Annotated in this window: 15 protein-coding genes; 8 read left to right on the top strand and 7 right to left on the bottom strand. The window is 68.9% G+C overall.

The window, feature by feature from the left end:
• The first annotated feature begins 54 nt into the window (after positions 1-54).
• Entirely contained in the window at positions 55-513 is a 459-nt protein-coding gene (locus AC6LKG_RS16450) for a universal stress protein (protein WP_498165941.1), read from the top strand.
• 12 nt (positions 514-525) lie between these two features.
• Here the strand turns inward: AC6LKG_RS16450 and AC6LKG_RS16445 are convergent, their stop codons facing one another.
• Positions 526-1152, bottom strand: a complete 627-nt coding sequence (locus AC6LKG_RS16445) for a lipid-binding SYLF domain-containing protein (RefSeq protein WP_498165939.1) — start codon at positions 1150-1152, stop codon at positions 526-528.
• A gap of 188 nt (positions 1153-1340) precedes the next feature.
• Here AC6LKG_RS16445 and AC6LKG_RS16440 point away from each other — a divergent pair, with 188 nt between their 5' ends.
• Positions 1341-3107, top strand: a complete 1767-nt coding sequence (locus AC6LKG_RS16440) for an adenosylcobalamin-dependent ribonucleoside-diphosphate reductase (RefSeq protein ID WP_498165937.1) — start codon at positions 1341-1343, stop codon at positions 3105-3107.
• 10 nt (positions 3108-3117) lie between these two features.
• Here the strand turns inward: AC6LKG_RS16440 and AC6LKG_RS16435 are convergent, their stop codons facing one another.
• Positions 3118-4164 carry a CHAD domain-containing protein gene (locus tag AC6LKG_RS16435; RefSeq protein WP_498165935.1) on the bottom strand — a complete coding sequence of 349 codons (1047 nt, stop codon included), beginning with the start codon at positions 4162-4164 and terminating at the stop codon, positions 3118-3120.
• Positions 4165-4405: 241 nt separating this feature from the next.
• Here AC6LKG_RS16435 and AC6LKG_RS16430 point away from each other — a divergent pair, with 241 nt between their 5' ends.
• A complete protein-coding gene (locus tag AC6LKG_RS16430; RefSeq protein WP_498165933.1) occupies positions 4406-5053 on the top strand; it encodes a BON domain-containing protein in 648 nt (215 codons plus the stop codon).
• 141 nt (positions 5054-5194) lie between these two features.
• Here AC6LKG_RS16430 and AC6LKG_RS16425 read toward each other — a convergent pair whose 3' ends face one another.
• From AC6LKG_RS16425 to AC6LKG_RS16405, 5 genes are all read right to left on the bottom strand, one after another.
• Positions 5195-6178: a zinc-dependent alcohol dehydrogenase family protein gene (locus AC6LKG_RS16425; RefSeq protein WP_498165931.1), complete on the bottom strand. Its 984-nt coding sequence runs from the start codon at positions 6176-6178 to the stop codon at positions 5195-5197.
• Positions 6179-6202: 24 nt separating this feature from the next.
• A complete protein-coding gene (locus AC6LKG_RS16420; protein WP_498165929.1) occupies positions 6203-6850 on the bottom strand; it encodes a BON domain-containing protein in 648 nt (215 codons plus the stop codon).
• An 88-nt stretch (positions 6851-6938) separates the two neighbouring features.
• Positions 6939-7364, bottom strand: coding sequence for an Hsp20/alpha crystallin family protein (locus AC6LKG_RS16415; protein ID WP_498165927.1), 426 nt, complete (start codon positions 7362-7364; stop codon positions 6939-6941).
• Positions 7365-7509: 145 nt separating this feature from the next.
• Positions 7510-8736, bottom strand: coding sequence for a hypothetical protein (locus AC6LKG_RS16410; RefSeq protein WP_498165925.1), 1227 nt, complete (start codon positions 8734-8736; stop codon positions 7510-7512).
• Positions 8737-8842: 106 nt separating this feature from the next.
• Positions 8843-9460: a TetR/AcrR family transcriptional regulator gene (locus AC6LKG_RS16405; protein ID WP_498165923.1), complete on the bottom strand. Its 618-nt coding sequence runs from the start codon at positions 9458-9460 to the stop codon at positions 8843-8845.
• Between the two features lie 133 nt (positions 9461-9593).
• On the opposite strand from AC6LKG_RS16405, the gene AC6LKG_RS16400 reads away from it, so the two are divergent.
• The 5 genes from AC6LKG_RS16400 to AC6LKG_RS16380 all read left to right on the top strand — a co-directional run bounded on the left by AC6LKG_RS16400 (position 9594) and on the right by AC6LKG_RS16380 (position 15422).
• The gene (locus tag AC6LKG_RS16400; protein ID WP_498165921.1) at positions 9594-10694 is read left to right on the top strand and encodes an MBL fold metallo-hydrolase; all 1101 of its coding nucleotides are present in this window, start codon (positions 9594-9596) and stop codon (positions 10692-10694) included.
• 128 nt (positions 10695-10822) lie between these two features.
• A complete protein-coding gene (locus AC6LKG_RS16395; RefSeq protein WP_498165919.1) occupies positions 10823-11803 on the top strand; it encodes a hypothetical protein in 981 nt (326 codons plus the stop codon).
• A gap of 241 nt (positions 11804-12044) precedes the next feature.
• Positions 12045-13370, top strand: coding sequence for an MFS transporter (locus AC6LKG_RS16390; protein ID WP_498165917.1), 1326 nt, complete (start codon positions 12045-12047; stop codon positions 13368-13370).
• On the top strand, positions 13367-14386 hold the full coding sequence (locus tag AC6LKG_RS16385; protein ID WP_498165915.1) for a histone deacetylase family protein: 1020 nt from the start codon (positions 13367-13369) through the stop codon (positions 14384-14386). The genes AC6LKG_RS16390 and AC6LKG_RS16385 overlap by 4 nt, the downstream gene beginning before the upstream one ends.
• A gap of 64 nt (positions 14387-14450) precedes the next feature.
• Positions 14451-15422, top strand: a complete 972-nt coding sequence (locus AC6LKG_RS16380; protein WP_498165913.1) for a LysR family transcriptional regulator — start codon at positions 14451-14453, stop codon at positions 15420-15422.
• Positions 15423-15454 lie beyond the last annotated feature (32 nt).

Below are 15454 nucleotides of genomic sequence, written 5' to 3'. Positions count from 1 at the left end.
GAAGCGACAGGCGGCCCGTACCGTAAAACCATCCCGTCCCTCCGGAGAACGCTCATGTACCAACGCATCCTCGTGCCCGTCGATGGCAGCCCCACCTCCGAACGCGGCCTGCAGGAGGCCATCCGCCTGGCGCAACTCACCCATGCGCACCTGCGCCTGATTCACGTGATCGACGAACTGTCGTACGCGCTTGGCATCGATGCCTATGGCTATGCCGCGGGCGAGTTGCTGGACCTGCTGCGCAAGGATGGCGCCGAGATCCTGCAACACGCCACCGCATCGGTGCGCGCGCAAGGGGTGCCGGTCGACAGCGTGCTGTACGAGAACCTCGACAAGACCGTGCAGCAGCGCATCATCGCCGAGGCAGAAATGTGGAAGGCCGACCTCATCGTGATCGGCACGCATGGCCGGCGTGGTGTGCGCCGGCTGCTGCTGGGCAGCAGCGCCGAGAGCGTCCTGCGCACGTCGCCGGTGCCGGTGCTGCTGGTGCGCGGGCCGCAGGACACGGCGTGAGCGGCCTGCCCATCATGGCCGCGATGGTCCGTCCACGCAGGGCTGAACCACATCCTGGCACAGGAACAACGGCACCTTGATGAATTGGCTGCCCGACAGCGACAAGCCGCGCGCAAGGCGATCCGCCGCCAGGATGAAGCCGGCAATCGGCGCAGTCGTGGGCACGCGCGACCCCGCCAGGGCCTTTTCGTCCAGGATCTGGATGGTGCCGTTCTCACCTTCAACCCAGCCCGGGGCCGCCAGAAACGCGCGCAGCGGCTCGTGATCGGAAAAGAACAATACGACGGCCTTGCCATCCAGGCCAAGAATGGCCCCGGCCGGGCCGGCGATGACGTTGTAATAGGTCCGCTCGCCCGAGGCCTCGATCAGGACGCCGCGCCCATAGGCCACGCCGAGGATGCCGCCATCGGCGCGCAGGCCAGGCACCACCAGCACGCCGAAGGCGCCGGCCACCAGCGCCTGCGCCCGCGGTGAAATGCGGTATAGCCGCAACAACGTGGCCTCGGCTTCACGGTCGACCCGGTCCAGCATGGCGGGGGGCACCGCCGTCCGGCCGGAAGCCGGCTGGGCCCGCGCGGCGCTGGTCGCCAGCAGGACAAGAATGACGAGCAGCAACAACAGGAGGATGGGCTTTTTCATGGGGCGCTCCCGCGGTCCGCGCCATGCCGGCCGCGTCATCGGCGCCCGGCTTGGCTTCACTTTGATTGACGCACGGACACGCCGGCCGGCTGTTGACAAGTGTCAACCAGCGGCCCACGCGGCGATGCTACACCGAGGAGGCGACGCGGCCATCCGGAACGCGCCGTCAGTCTTCGAGGACGAGCGCCATGCCGCATCCTGCGGATATCTCCGACCTGGTCTTCGCCGACCGCTACGCGCGACCGGGTGAAGCGACGCGGGTCGACACTTACCGCCGGGTGGCGGCCGCCCTGGCGCAGCGCGAGGCCCGGGCCGACCGTACCCGCCATGCCGCCCGCTTCTTTGACAATTTCCTGGGCGGCGCGATCGGCGCCGGCCGCATCATGGCCAATGCCGGCGCGGGCGACGACACCACCATGATCAACTGCTTCGTGCAGCCGGCCATCGATCCGGCCCCAGGCTGGCCGCGCGGCATCGATAACGCACTGGCGCGTGCCATGCGCACGCTGTCCATGGGGGGTGGCGTGGGCTACGACTTCACCCCGGTGCCGCCAGCCGGAATCGGTTCGGGCGGCGTGTGTGCCGCCATCGACCGCTACGACCGGGCCTGCCGGGCGCTTGCCGCGACCGGCCAGCGGCGCGGCGCGCAGATGGCCGTGCTGGCTTGCGATCACCCCGACCTGCCAGCGTTCCTGCGCGCCAAGGCGGGCCGACGCCGTTGGCCGACCTTCAACCTGTCAGTGGCGCTGAGCGACCGGTTCCTGCGCGCGGTCGAACAGGACCAGCCCTGGGATCTGCGCTACGCCAGCCCGCCGCCACCCGCAGCGGCCTCGCCGCAGGCCGGCCGCGACGGCGACGGCGCCTGGCGCTACGCGCGCCTGCCGGCCAGGCAACTCTGGGATTGGATCTGCACCGCGGCCTGGCGCGACGCCGAGCCAGGCGTGCTGTTCATCGACACCATCAACGCCCTGAATCCGTTGCGCGACAGCGAGCGGCTGGCCGCCACCAACCCCTGCGGCGAACAACCCCTGCCTCCCTATGGCAGTTGCGTGCTCGGCCCGATCCAGGTTTCGCGTTTCGTGCGCCATCCATTCGGCGCGGGCGGGCCGCCCGGCTTCGACTTCAACGCACTGGCGCGGCGCGTGCGCATCCAGGTAAGGCTGTTGGATAATGTGCTGGACCTGACCCGCTGGCCGCTGCCCGAACAGGCCGCCGAAGCCCGCGCCAAACGCCGCATCGGCGTAGGCCTGTCCGGCCTCGCGGACGCCTTGCTGATGCTGGGGCTGGATTACGGCGATGCGCGGGCACGGGCCTGCGCCGGCGGCATCGCACGTTGCATTCGCGACCATGCTTACCTGGCGTCGGCCGAACTGGCGCAGGAGCGCGGCGCCTTTCCCGCGTTCCTGCCGCAGCCCTACCTGGACGCCGGCGCCGGCATCCGGCCGCCATTACCCCCGGCCGTCCTGGCCGCGATCGGGCGGCATGGCCTGCGCAACAGCCACCTGGTGTCGTTCGCCCCGACCGGCAGCGTCAGTATCGCGTTCTTCGACAATTGCTCATCGGGGATCGAGGCGGTCCATGCCTGGCAATACCGCCGCAGGCTGCGCCTGGGCGGCACGCCGGTCAGCGTGCTGGCGACAAATCCCGCCTGGCGGCTGTGGCGTCGCATGCACGGCGATGCCGCCCTGCCCCCCTATTTCCGCCGCGCGGCCGAGCTGCCCGCGGCAGCGCATCTGGCCATGCAGGCGGCCCTGCAACCGTGGGTCGATGCCGCAATCTCCAAGACCGTACCGCTGGCGCCGGCCAGCACACCCGCCGAGGTCGGAGCCTTGTTCCTGCAGGCCTGGCGCCTGGGGGTGAAAGGCCTGACCGTGTTCCGGCCCGACCCTGCCATGGCGGCGGTGCTGGAGCCGCCCGAACTCGCGCTTGCGTGCGCCACCGGCATGTCGTGCTGAGGACGCCGCGCTACGCCGGCAGCCGTGGCGGCGCGCCTTGCGCCAGGCGGCGCGCCACCGGTCCCTTTTTCGCCTCTGACCAGAACGCAGGCCGCCGCAGGAATCGCTTGCCGGCCTTGCTCGCTTCGGCATCCGCCTTGCGCCGCAGTCGCCGGCAGGTGTCGGCCACGCGCTGCCGCGCCAGTTTCCCGGTGGCCAGGCTGACGCAGGTATCTTGCGCCAGCCGTGCCGCGGTGCGCAGGTCCTGCGAGCTGCCCAGGGCGGCCTGCAATCCGGCCAGGGCCTTGGCATAACGTTCGAGTCCGCGACTGGGGCTAAGTTGCAACAGCGCTTCGCTAGCGTAGCGCAGCCGCTTGGTCTGGATGCGCGCCTGGTGCTGGCGCCGGGCGCCCCGACCCGGCGCGTCCAGGCGTTCGCGCAGCGCCGCATCCCACCGCCCCAGCCGACGGCGGATGGCGCGGTACAGTGCCTTGGGCTCGCGCTCGGCCAGGGCGGCATGCAATTCCTCGCTGCGCTCGCGCAACAATCGCACCATGCCGTCGAAACGCTCGCTGCGCAGGCTCGCGTACATTTCGGCGTGCACCACCGCGGAACGGGCCTGGGCCCGCCGCATCGAGACCTGGCGGTCGATGTCGGGCTCCGCATCGCATAGCCGCGGCAGCACGTCGGCCATGAACACGTCCCAATCGCGCGCGCGCGACAGGGGCTGCATGGCCCAGGCGACCTCCCGGCGCAGCACTCGGCGCATGGGTTGCCGGTCGCCGGGGCGCGGCAGCAGGTCTGACAACGCACACAGCCGCCGCACATGGACCCGTAAATCATGGATCTGGTCTGCGGCGGCCGGCCCCACTGCGGCCTCGCCCTCGGCCAAGCGGTGCGCACGGCTCCGAATCTCGCCACACCAGGTTGTGGCGACCGCTTCCAGTCCGCCATGCAATGGGGATGGCCATGCGGTGCCGACATTGCCATTGCCTTTGGCGCCAGCGGCGCGTTTGGTGGCGGGGGTTTCCCGCGCGTCGCCGCCATTGGCCGGTTTCGGCCGTGTTGATCGTGTCATGACCACGCTCCTCGGGGTGGGGTCACTGCCACGGTACTCGCCAGCGGCCGCCGCTTGTTGACGCCGGTCAAGCTTGCGCGACCCAAGGCACGGCGCGCGACCCCAATTTTCCGGTTGACCAGACTCAATATGCGCAGTCCGCAGCGCGCCAGACTGGGAATGCGGAGCGTCGGGTTCGCGCGCGGGCCTTGCCCGCACGCCGGCCGCTCCCTTCATTCGCACTTGCCATCGGAGATTCAACATGAAAGACGAAGAACTACGCCGCAATGTCCTGGACGCCCTCGAATTCGATCCGAGCATCGACGCTTCCGGCATCGGGGTCGCCGCATCCGGCGGCGTTGTCACGCTGACCGGCCACGTCAGGAGCTACAGCGAAAAGTACGACGCCGAGCGGATCGTCTCGCACCTCAAAGGCGTCAAGGGCATTGCCCAGGACCTGGAGGTGCGCACCGCCCTGCAACAGGAAAATTCGGATGACGAGTTGGCCAGGCGCGCGCTCAGCAGCATTGGCTGGAATGTGTCGATTCCGGACGACAAGATCCAGGTGAAGGTCCAGCAGGGGTGGGTTACCCTCACGGGCAAGGTCGACTGGCACTATCAGCGCGCGGCCGCTGAAAGCGCGGTGCGCCGCCTCTGCGGCGTCAAGGGCGTTTCCAACCAGATAGCCCTTGAAGCAGGCGTCCCCGTGGGAGACATCAGGGAACGCATCCAGAACGCGCTCAAGCGCAGCGCGGAGCTGGAGGCCAATGACATCCATGTGTCGGTGCGCGACCGCAAGGTGACGCTGACCGGCAAGGTCAGAAGCTGGGCCGACCGGCACACAGCCGAGCTGGCCGCATGGAGCACGCCCAGCGTGGCGGGCGTGGACGACCGCCTTGAAATCCGCTGACAACCCACGCGCGATTGCCGTGCCGTCCCCGCCGGCGGCACGGCGACAGCGTTCCGGCGCAGCACCCGCCATACGGCCTCCCGACGCTGCCGGCCCGCTTCCCGGCTACGCGTGCGTGATCCCGCAGGAACGGACGGGGATTCACGGAATCAGCACGGCCGTCGCTTGCAGCCGTCCCTGGCGCAGGTCTTCCAGGGCCGCGTTGGCATGTTCGAGCGGATAGGTACGCACGTCGCAGTGCACGCCCGCCGTGGGCGCCAGCGCCAGGAATTCCCGGCCGTCCGCGCGGGTCAGATTGGCCACCGACACGAGCTTGCGCTCGCCCCACAGCAGGCGGTAGGGAAATGCGGGGATATCCGTCATGTGGATGCCGCCGCACACCACGCAGCCCCCTTTGCGCACCGCTTGCAGCGCCATCGGCACCAACTCGCCGACCGGCGCGAAGATGATGGCGGCGTCCAGCGGTTCCGGCGGGGCGTCGCCACTGTCGCCGGCCCACACCGCGCCCAAGGTGCGCGCATGCCGTTGCGCGGCGGTATCGCCCGCCCGCGTGAATGCATGCAGGCGGCGGCGTTGCCAGGCGCAAATCCGTGCCAGCACCTGGCCCGCCGAGCCAAAGCCGTAAACGCCGAGGCGCGCCGCCTCGCCCGCCGCGCGCAACGCGCGCCAGCCAATCAGGCCCGCGCACATCCACGGTGCCATTGACTCGGGTGCGCCGCGCTGCGGCAGCGGATAGAGATAGGCGGCATCGGCCAGCATGTGCGAGGCAAAGCCGCCGTCCCGGGTATAGCCGGTAAAGGCGGCCGCGTCGCACAGGTTTTCGCGTCCGGACAGGCAGAAAACGCAGCGGCCGCAGGTCCATGCCAACCAGGCTGCGCCCATGCGCATGCCCAGCAGATCGGGATCGACGCCCGGCCCCGTTTCCTCGACCAGGCCAACCACCTCGTGCCCGGGCGTGACCGGATAGCGCAGGTCCGGCAAGTCGCCGTCCACCACATGCAGATCCGTACGGCACACCGCGCAGGCTTCGACCTTGAGCCGCACCTGGCCGGCCGCCGGCCGCGGCGTGGGCCGCCGCTCCATGGCCAAGGCCGCGCCCGGCGCCCGTTGCGACATGGTCCTCATGGCGTGCTGCGCGCCATGGCCGCGTCAACCCACCACCAGCCTGTCGGCGACCTCGACCACGCCAGGCGCCGACCAGGCGGCGCGTTCGGCCGCGCCACGCTCGCTCCAACTGTTGACCGTGCCGTTGAGCGTGACCTTGTTGTCCTGGACGACCACCTGGACGCGGTTGGCCTCCAACTGGGCGCTGCGCAGCAGCGCATCCTCGATGCGGCGCTTGATGTCGCCGGCACGCACATTGGGCGCGACTTCGATCGTGTTCGAAATCCCGATCACGCCCGAGAGCTTGCGCACCGCGCGTTCGGCGGCGTCGCGCTGGTAGAACCAGTCCACGGTGCCACTCAACGTCACCCAGCCCTTTTGCACGGTGACTTGCACCTTGCCATCGGGCACGGTGGCATCCCAGGTGATGATGCTCAAGGCGCGCGCGGCGATCTGGTCGTCCGCTAGCTGTTTGGCCGATGCCGTTCGCACCTCGATTTCCTGGGCGATGCCGCGCACGCCCTTGACGCGCTGCACGGTGTGTTCGGCGGCCAGCTTCTGTGCGTAGCTTTCCACGTGGCCGCTGAGCGTCACCACGCCATTGTCCACCGCCACACCGATGTGCAGTTCATCGATGCTGGGCTCGAATTCCAGCGCTTGCCGAATCCGTTCCCGCAGTGCTTCGTCGCTCATGATGTTCTCCTGGTATGGGGGCCGGGCGCCCCGGTCCGCGTGTATTGCGAGGGCGCCTGGCGCCCCTTTTGCCGGTTGCCTGGCGGCGTCATTCGATCTGCAGCGTCTTGCCTTGGCTGCCCGCCATTTTCGGCAGCGTCAGCACCAGCACGCCGTTTTCGCACACGGCCTTGGCGGCGGACGAATCGATCGGGCTGGCCAGCGTGACCGAGCGCTCGATCTGGCCCCAGTAGCGTTCCTTGCGCAGGACCTTGCCTTCGTCCTTGACCTCGCTGCGCTGTTCCTTGTTGGCGGAGATCATGACGGTGGCGCCGTCGATCTGCACCGAGATATCCTTCTTGTCGACGCCCGGCAGTTCGGCTTTCAGGACATACGTGTCGCCGTTCTCGGTGACGTCCAGGTCCATGCGCGGCAATTCGCCATCGGCGCGTTGCCGCATGGGCCGCAGGAAGGCTTGAAAGACATCCGCGAACGGATCGGCCGAGAGCGGGCTGTAGGGGGTGAGTCGGGACATGATGGCTCCTTCGATGACGGTGTGGACACACCTGTCCCGCCATCTTGAGCCGTCGTCTCCGATGCTCGTTGACCTTTGTCAAAAAGGCATCGCCCACTGTTTTCCGGTTATGCACGGCTGCCCTGTATTCCGGCGCCCGGCGGACTCAATTCCCCAGCAGGCGCACCGTCTGCGGGTTGTAGCCGGCATAGGCGCCCGCGCCGCAGGCGACGACCGCCCGTGCTTGCGGTGGCACGCCAGTGGCGCGCACGGCCAGCTCGCCGCCGCGCAGCCGCAATTCCCGGAACCGTTCCGCGGCCACCGAGCCGTCCGGCAGGAAATACAGCCGCACCCGTGGCAACCCCTTGTCGGGATCTTTCCGGCTCGCGGCGCTGAAGGCGGGCACCACCGCCCTCGCCTCGTGCCAGCGCGAAGGTTCCTCCAGCGTCTGCCAGCGCACATGCAACGGCTGCTCCAGGTCCAGCATCGCGGGACTGCCGCCGCGCGCCGGATCGCATGGCTGGCCGGCCTGGCTGCGCGCGGCATGGCCGCCCAGGTCCAGCGTCTGGCCGTTGATCTCCAGGCGGGCGATGGCGTGCGGGGTGTTGTTGTCCAGGCTGACGATCGCCAGCCCGGCAACGCGGGCCGACGTCATGGCGTCCTCGGTGGTGGCGGCAAGACGCCCGAGGCTGGGCGCGACCTCGACGCGGTCGGGATAATGGAAGTATTGATGGACCAGCAGCGCCGCTTCGCCATGGCCGAATGCCGGCAGCAGCTTGTCCAGGTCGGGCGCGGGTTGGCGCCGCAGCGGCAGGGATTCGCCGGCCTTGCCATCCGGCGAGGAATACCCATAGCGATCGACGTCCGGTTTCAGGTGTGCGCCGGCGTAGGGAAACGCGCCGGCCGCCACCAGGTTCGGACCGGGGTAGCGGCGGAAGCGCGAGAACCGGTGGTTTTGCGCCGAGGCGGGCTCCATAAAGGGAGAGCCGCCGCCATCGTTCGAGGACGCGGCGCGATAGTCCAGCCAAAGCGTGCGGCCGCTGAAGTTGACGTGGTTTTCGGTGATCGCCGGGTTGGCATCGCGGAAACGGTCGGCGCGCCCTCGGCGCAGGCTGTCGTCGACCGGCACGATCAGCAGCGCCAGCAGCGAGGGCAGGAACAGCAGCGCGTGGACCCGCCCGGGCACCTGGCCGCGATCCCGCACCAGGTACGCGATCCAGGTCAGCGTCAAAACGACGGCCAATGGGCCGCCGTACAGGATCCCGTAGGACAGCAATGCCGCGATGCCCCAGCCGAGGTTGTCGCTGAATACCGCGACAAGGCCCAGCGAGGCCAGTAGCGTCGCCAGCACGAACGACACGATGATGCCAAACAGATAGTTCGTGGTCTTCAATCGATCAGGCCTCGTCGGATTGCCCGGGATGGACAGTGGGGGCTGGCGGATACGGCACTATAAGCGGCGCAGGCCTCGCCGGCGCGCTATCGGCGCGGCGCGTGATTCATTCGCCGCGCCCGTAGCATCCCAGGAACATCGCCACCGCCGAATCCGCCACCCGCTCGCGCTCGGCGGCGCCCAGCGGCGGCTGCCCCAGCGTGACCTGGGGCCAGAAGGCGAAGTTCTTGATCAGCCCCTGCAATTGCTGGCCGGCGAATTCCGCGTCGGTCGCGGCCAGGCGGCCGTCGGCGATGGCGGCGCGGATCCAGGCGGTTTCGCCGCCCTCCTTCGCGCCCATGCGGCAGACGATGGCCTGCGCGCGTTGCGGCGTGTGGATGATCTCGGCCATGGCGACGCGCGCCAGGTCGATGAAGTTCGGATCTCCCAGCAGCTCCAGTTTCCGCAGCAGCCATTGGCGCAGTTGCGCCGCCAGGGGCTGGTCGGCGCGATAGACGACCGTGGCGTCGGCGATGCTGCGGTTCCACAACTGTTCCAGCATCAACTCGAACAGTTCCGCCTTGCTGGGGAAATGGTTGTAGACCGTGCGCTTGGACACGCCGGCCGCGGCGGCGATGCGGTCCATGCTGGTGGCTTCGTAGCCCGCCGTGCGGAATTCCTCCACTGCGGCGCGGAGGATGGCTTCGCGCTTTCTGTCGGTGAGGCGCTGCGGCGCTGCTGCCATGAAAATGTCCTGATTGTGGCGATAGCGAAAATTCTACACTCGACGGTGTACTTTCGTGGAAAGGGAAATTACACTGGCAAGTGTACTTTTTGGCCTGACCGGCCCTTCCCTCCACTTCCCCTGGAATCGCGCCGTGACCGCTCACCCGCCCGTCTTCCCCGATGCACCATCCGCCGCCGCTGCCGCTGCCGCCGCGACGCGCTACCGTGACGGCCGCTTCCACAATGCCCGGCCGCGCCCGTCTCTGGGCTTCTGGCAAGGACTGAAACTGAGTTGGGCCTTCCTGTTCGGCAAACCGGCGGGCACCGTGCCTGCCGAGCCGATTCCGGTGCGGCCGCTGACCCGCGCCGACCTGGGCGCCGCGCCCGACCGCAGCCTGTTCCGCTTGGGGCATTCGACCCTTCTGCTCAAGCTGCGCGGCCATTACTGGCTGACCGACCCGGTCTTCTCCAAGCGCGCCTCGCCGGTGCAGTGGCTCGGCCCCGCGCGCTTTCATGCGCCGCCCATCGACATCGATGAGCTGCCGCCGATCGCCGGGGTCATCCTGTCGCACAACCACTATGACCACCTGGACCGCACCGCGGTGCTCCGCCTGGCCGCCCGCACTGGTCGCTTCATCGCGCCGCTGGGCGTGGGCGACCAACTGATCGCCTGGGGCATCGATCCGGCCAAAGTGCGGCAACTGGATTGGTGGCAGTCGACCGTGGTCGAGGGCCTGCGCCTGACGGCCACCCCGGCACAGCATTTCTCCGGCCGCGGCCTGCGCGACGGCGACCGCAGCCTGTGGGCCTCGTGGGTCATCGACGATGCCGGGACGCGCATCTTCTTCAGCGGCGACAGCGGCTATTTCGATGGCTTCAAGGCCATCGGCGACGCCTTCGGGCCGTTCGACCTGACGCTGATGGAGACCGGCGCCTACGACAGGCGCTGGGCCTTCGTGCACATGCAGCCGGAAGAGACCCTGCAGGCCCACCGGGACTTGCGGGGCCGCTGGCTACTGCCGATCCACAACGGCACCTTCGACCTGGCCATGCACGCATGGCACGAACCATTTGAGCGCATCGCCGCGCTGGCCGCCCGCCACGGCGTGGCGCTGACCACGCCGCAGATGGGCGAGCGGCTGGACCTGGATGCGCCCCATGCCGGCTCGGCATGGTGGCGTGCCGTCGCGGCCTCAAGCCCAAGCAAGGGCGCGTGCCGCCGCCGATTGCCGGCGGCGAACCAGGCGCGGTGAATCGCGTCGCCGCGCCTGGCGGCGGCAAGCGCTGCTCTCACTGCCTCGCCCGATCAAAGCGGGCAGCGCCGCCGCGGCTCGCCCGGGCGCGGCGCGACACTGTGCTAAGGTGCCCCATCGGCATCCGGATGACAACCAGAACCATGCGCGATCCCCTGCTCTGCCCGCGGTCCGCGTGGATCGCCACGCTGCTGGCATCGACCCTCGCGGCCATCGCCGCGCCCTCGCAGGCCGGCACCCTCTTCAACCGCAACGGGCTGCGGGTCGAACAGACCGGCATCGGCTTCCAGGACTACCAGGAAGGCCGGCGGCGCAACGCCAGCCAGTACACCCTGGCCTACCAGCGCCAGCCGCTCTGCGGCAAGGGCGTCAAGCTGGGCGAGCGCTTCCTGCCTGCGGGCGATGCGCGCCGCGCGCGCGACTATTTCTGCGGTCCGGCCAAGGCCATCAATGCCCACGGGGTGCTGGCCTTCGTTACCCGCACCGCCGGCCACGGCAACCTGCTGTACCTGGATGTCAGCGGCCCGGACCTGCGCATCACCGACATTCCGGTGCACAAGGAAGGCGACGGCGACAGCATCGGCGGCCTGGCGTTCCTGGACGCCGGCGAGCCTGGCTGGACGCGCTACGAGAATGGCTGGTACGAAACCACGCTGATCCGCCATGAGCCTTTCCAGGCCGTGCGGCTGGGGCGCGGCCGCCTGCTGGATATCGACAACGGCGTGGCCTTCCTGCTGGTGCCGCGCGGCCAGGAGGTGCAGACCGTCAAGCCGGCCAGCGTGGGCCAGACCGCCAACGGCACGCCAGTGGTAATTGCGGCCGAGCTGCGTCAGCGGCCTACGCCCTTGCGTTTTCGCGCGGTTGAGCTGGCCGCCGGCCGCGAGCTGGCCAGCGTGGCCGCGGGCGACGCCTGCCTGGATGCGCCGAGCATGGACTTCCGCGGCACCGGCGCCGCGTCGTCGGCACGAGTGCCGTACGCCGGGCTGGCCGTGTGGCGGTCGCGCAATCTGGTCTACGCAGCGGGCGCCCGGCCATCCTTGCGCCTGGCGGCGGCCAACGAACTGCGTCCGGTGGCCAACTGCCGGGCCGACTGGCAGCCGGCGCGCTGAGGCGCCTTGGCGTGCCCCGCGCGCGTTCGGCCATGCGCACCACCCCGCAGCATCGCCGCCGTGGCAGGCCGGATCGGGCAATTCCTGTCCTGTCGCTGCTGTAGGCATCGTCGGCCAATATCAGGGTTTCCACTCATAAATCCGCTGAATTCCGCGGATAAGAATTCAGAATTTTTCTTATGGCCGAGGCCCGCGTATAACGATCTACGCAGCAACCTCAACCATCGACAGAGAGAAATTCATGAGGGGAAATTCCAAGACGGGCCACCAGCCGGTGCGCGCGTCGACCGCCGCATTCATCGGCACGATGATCGAGTGGTACGACTTCTACATCTACGCCACCGCCGCCGCGCTGGTGTTCGGCAAACTGTTCTTTCCATCCGCCACCGGCTTCTACGGTACGCTGGCGGCCTTCGGCACCTTTGCCGTGGGCTTTTTCGCGCGGCCGCTGGGCGGCGCGCTGTTCGGCCACATTGGCGACCGCATCGGCCGCAAGAAATCGCTGGTCATCACGCTGCTCATGATGGGCTCGGTGACCGTGCTGATCGGGCTGTTGCCGACCTACGCCTCGATCGGCGTCTGGGCGCCGGTGCTGCTGGTGCTGCTGCGCATCGTGCAGGGCGTGGCGGTGGGCGGCGAATGGGGTGGCGCGGTACTGATGGCGGGCGAGCATTCGCCCGACAAGAACAAGCGCACCTTCTTCGCCTCGTTCGCGCAACTGGGCAGCCCCGCCGGACTGATCCTGTCCATGCTGATGTTCAAGCTGGTGACCGGACTGGACGACGCCGCTTTTCTCACCTGGGGCTGGCGCGTGCCATTCCTGTTCTCGGCCGTGCTGCTGGTGGTGGGGTTCCTGATCCGTCTGAGCGTGAATGAGTCGCCCGACTTCCTGGAAGAAAAGCAGGCCCAGGCGCAGCGCGCCAAGCCCGCCCGCGCGCCGCTGGCGCAGGTGCTGACCGGCGCGCCGCGGCTGCTGGCGCTGGCCGTGGGCGCCAACGTGCTGGGCATTGCCGGGTTCTACTTCACCAGCACCTTCATGATCGCCTACACGACCCAGTACGTAGGCCTGAACCGGGCGGTCATCCTGGACTGCCTGCTGGTGGTGTCGGTCATGCAGTTCTTCATCACGCCGCTGGCGGCCCACATCGCCAGCCGCGTCGGCAACCTGCGCTTCCTGGCCGCCATGGCGCTGGCATCGGTCTTCACGCCGTACGCCATGTTCAACCTGGTGGACGTCGGTTCGCTGGCGGCGATCACGCTGGGCATCGGCGTGGCGGTGCTGTTCATGGGCGCCTATTATGCGGTGATCGCCGGCTTCGTCAGCGACAGCTTTCCGACCGCGATCCGCTATACCGGCATCTCCATGGCCTATCAGTTGTCGGGCGCCATCTTCGGCGGCCTGACGCCGATGCTGGGCACGGTGCTGGCCGAGAACTTCAAGGGCCAGTGGTGGCCGCTGGCCGTGCTGTTCTCGCTGATTTCGCTGCTTTCCCTGGTATCCGTGCTGGCGCTGGGCGCCCATGGCCGGCGCCAACTCCAATTCCAACCCGAGGGTCATCGAGCATGAAGGCGTACTTCCACGACGATCAGAAACTGCACCATCCGCAGACCTATTTCTCGCGCGGCAGGATGCGCACGCCGCAGGAAGTGCCGTCGCGCCTGGACGCGCTGGCGCAGGCGGCGCGCAACCTGGGCTTCGAGGTGCAGGCGCCGCCCGATCTCGGCAGTGCCCCGCTCGAAGCGGTGCACACGCCGGCCTACCTGCGTTTCTTGCGGGAGGCGCACGCCGAATGGAAGAAGCTGCCCGACGACTGGGGCGACGAGGTGGTCTCCAACGTCTTCGTGCGCGAACCCAATGCCCTGCGCGGCGTGCTGGCCCAGGCCGCGCGCTACCTGGCCGACGGTAGCTGCCCGGTGGGGCCGAATACGTGGCAATCGGCCTATTGGTCGGCGCAGTGCGCCATTGCCGGCGCCGACCTCATCGCCGCCGGCGACCGCCACGCCTACGCCCTGTGCCGCCCGCCCGGTCACCACGCGCGCCGCGACGCGGCCGGCGGCTTCTGTTACCTGAACAACGCCGCCATCGCCGCGCAACGCCTGCGCGACACATTTGGCCGGGTGGCCATCCTGGATACCGACATGCACCATGGCCAGGGCATCCAGGACATCTTCTACGAACGCAGCGACGTGCTGTACGTGTCGATCCACGGCGACCCCGAAAATTTCTATCCGGTCGTGGCGGGCTTCGAGGACGAGCGCGGCGCCGGCGAAGGCGAAGGCTACAACCTCAACCTGCCGATGCCGCACGGCTCGCCCGAGTCGGTCTTCTTCGACCGCCTGCGCGAAGCGCGCGCCGCGATCGAACGGTTCCAGCCGGACGTGCTGGTGCTGTCGCTGGGCTTCGACATCTTCGAGAAGGACCCGCAGGCCATGGTGGCGGTGTCGGAAGACGGCTTCGAACGGCTCGGGCGCGAGGTTGCCGGGCTGAAGCTGCCGACCTTGATCGTGCAGGAAGGCGGCTACTATATCGAGGGCTTGGAATCGAACGCCGCGCGCTTCTTCGCGGGGCTGGCCGGAACCTGAACACGGGGCCGGCGCGGCGGACGGAAACCGGCCCTGTCCTTTCGCCGGAATCCGCCACGCCGCCATGTGCCCTGCCCCCGCCCGTCCCGCCCACACCCTGTCGCTCGCGCCCGAGCGCATGGACTGGAACCTGCTGCGCACCTTCATGTTCGTGGTGCAGGCGCGCGGCGTGGGCCGGGCGGCGCAGGCCCTGCACCTGAGCCAGCCGGCGGTCAGCCAGGCCTTGAAGCGGCTGGAGGACGCGGTCGGCGGCATGCTGCTGCACCGGCGCAACGGTGAATTCCGCCTGACCGGACTGGGCGAGGAGATCTACGCCGTCGCCCGCGACATGTACGGCGCCATGGCGCGCATCGAGACCGCCGCGGTCCAGGACAGGGACGAGGTCGCCGGCAGCCTGCGGTTGCTGGTCATGAGCCGCATCCAGAGCGCCGCCTACGACGACTTCCTGGCCGATTTCCATCAGCGCCATCCCCGCATCGAATTCCACATCGAGGTGCTGCCCAGCGCCGACATCCTCGATGCCCTGTCCAAGCGCGTGCCGGCGCTGGGCCTGTGCTTGTGCCGCAAGCCGGTCGAGACGCTGGAGCGCCGGCTGTTCCTGCGCCACCATTACGCGGTGGTCTGCGGCCGGCGCCATCCGCTGTTCTCGCGCCCGCGGGTGGGCATCGAAGACCTGATGGACCAGAACTTCGTCTGTTTCGCCAGCGACCAGATCGGCGACACGCTGTCGCCGCTGACCATCTTCCGCGACCAGCAGGGCTTCACCGGCCGCATCGTCGGCACCTCGCCGCACATCGAAGAGGTGCGCCGCATGGTGGTGGCCGGCATCGGCCTGAGCTTCCTGCCCGAGCACCTGATCGTGCCGGACGTGGTCAATGGCGAATTGCGGCGGCTGCCGCCTAATGAAAGCGTGGCCGAGATCGACGTGTTCCTGGCCTGGCACCGGCAACGCAAGCTGAGCGCGCCCGAGACCGCCTACCTGGAAGCGTTCGAGCGCTTTCTGGCGCGCACGCCGCTGGCGGCGCGGGCCCGCTGACCGGGCGCCGCGGCGGCGGCGCGCTTGCCTGA

The organism is Achromobacter sp. 46006, assembly GCF_059761975.1.
The sequence above is the reverse complement of the archived record's forward strand: the minus strand, read 5'-3'. Positions and strand labels throughout refer to the sequence as shown.

Excerpts from the sequence above, each read along its gene's own strand:
- AC6LKG_RS16420 (WP_498165929.1), bottom strand. The coding sequence starts at position 6,850 with ATGAGCGACGAAGCACTGCGGGAACGGATTCGGCAAGCGCTGGAATTC.
- AC6LKG_RS16385 (WP_498165915.1), top strand. The coding sequence starts at position 13,367 with ATGAAGGCGTACTTCCACGACGATCAGAAACTGCACCATCCGCAGACC.
- AC6LKG_RS16440 (WP_498165937.1), top strand. The coding sequence starts at position 1,341 with ATGCCGCATCCTGCGGATATCTCCGACCTGGTCTTCGCCGACCGCTAC.
- AC6LKG_RS16425 (WP_498165931.1), bottom strand. The coding sequence starts at position 6,178 with ATGAGGACCATGTCGCAACGGGCGCCGGGCGCGGCCTTGGCCATGGAG.
- AC6LKG_RS16390 (WP_498165917.1), top strand. The coding sequence starts at position 12,045 with ATGAGGGGAAATTCCAAGACGGGCCACCAGCCGGTGCGCGCGTCGACC.
- AC6LKG_RS16415 (WP_498165927.1), bottom strand. The coding sequence starts at position 7,364 with ATGTCCCGACTCACCCCCTACAGCCCGCTCTCGGCCGATCCGTTCGCG.
- AC6LKG_RS16430 (WP_498165933.1), top strand. The coding sequence starts at position 4,406 with ATGAAAGACGAAGAACTACGCCGCAATGTCCTGGACGCCCTCGAATTC.
- AC6LKG_RS16380 (WP_498165913.1), top strand. The coding sequence starts at position 14,451 with ATGTGCCCTGCCCCCGCCCGTCCCGCCCACACCCTGTCGCTCGCGCCC.
- AC6LKG_RS16395 (WP_498165919.1), top strand. The coding sequence starts at position 10,823 with ATGACAACCAGAACCATGCGCGATCCCCTGCTCTGCCCGCGGTCCGCG.
- AC6LKG_RS16435 (WP_498165935.1), bottom strand. The coding sequence starts at position 4,164 with ATGACACGATCAACACGGCCGAAACCGGCCAATGGCGGCGACGCGCGG.
- AC6LKG_RS16405 (WP_498165923.1), bottom strand. The coding sequence starts at position 9,460 with ATGGCAGCAGCGCCGCAGCGCCTCACCGACAGAAAGCGCGAAGCCATC.
- AC6LKG_RS16445 (WP_498165939.1), bottom strand. The coding sequence starts at position 1,152 with ATGAAAAAGCCCATCCTCCTGTTGTTGCTGCTCGTCATTCTTGTCCTG.
- AC6LKG_RS16450 (WP_498165941.1), top strand. The coding sequence starts at position 55 with ATGTACCAACGCATCCTCGTGCCCGTCGATGGCAGCCCCACCTCCGAA.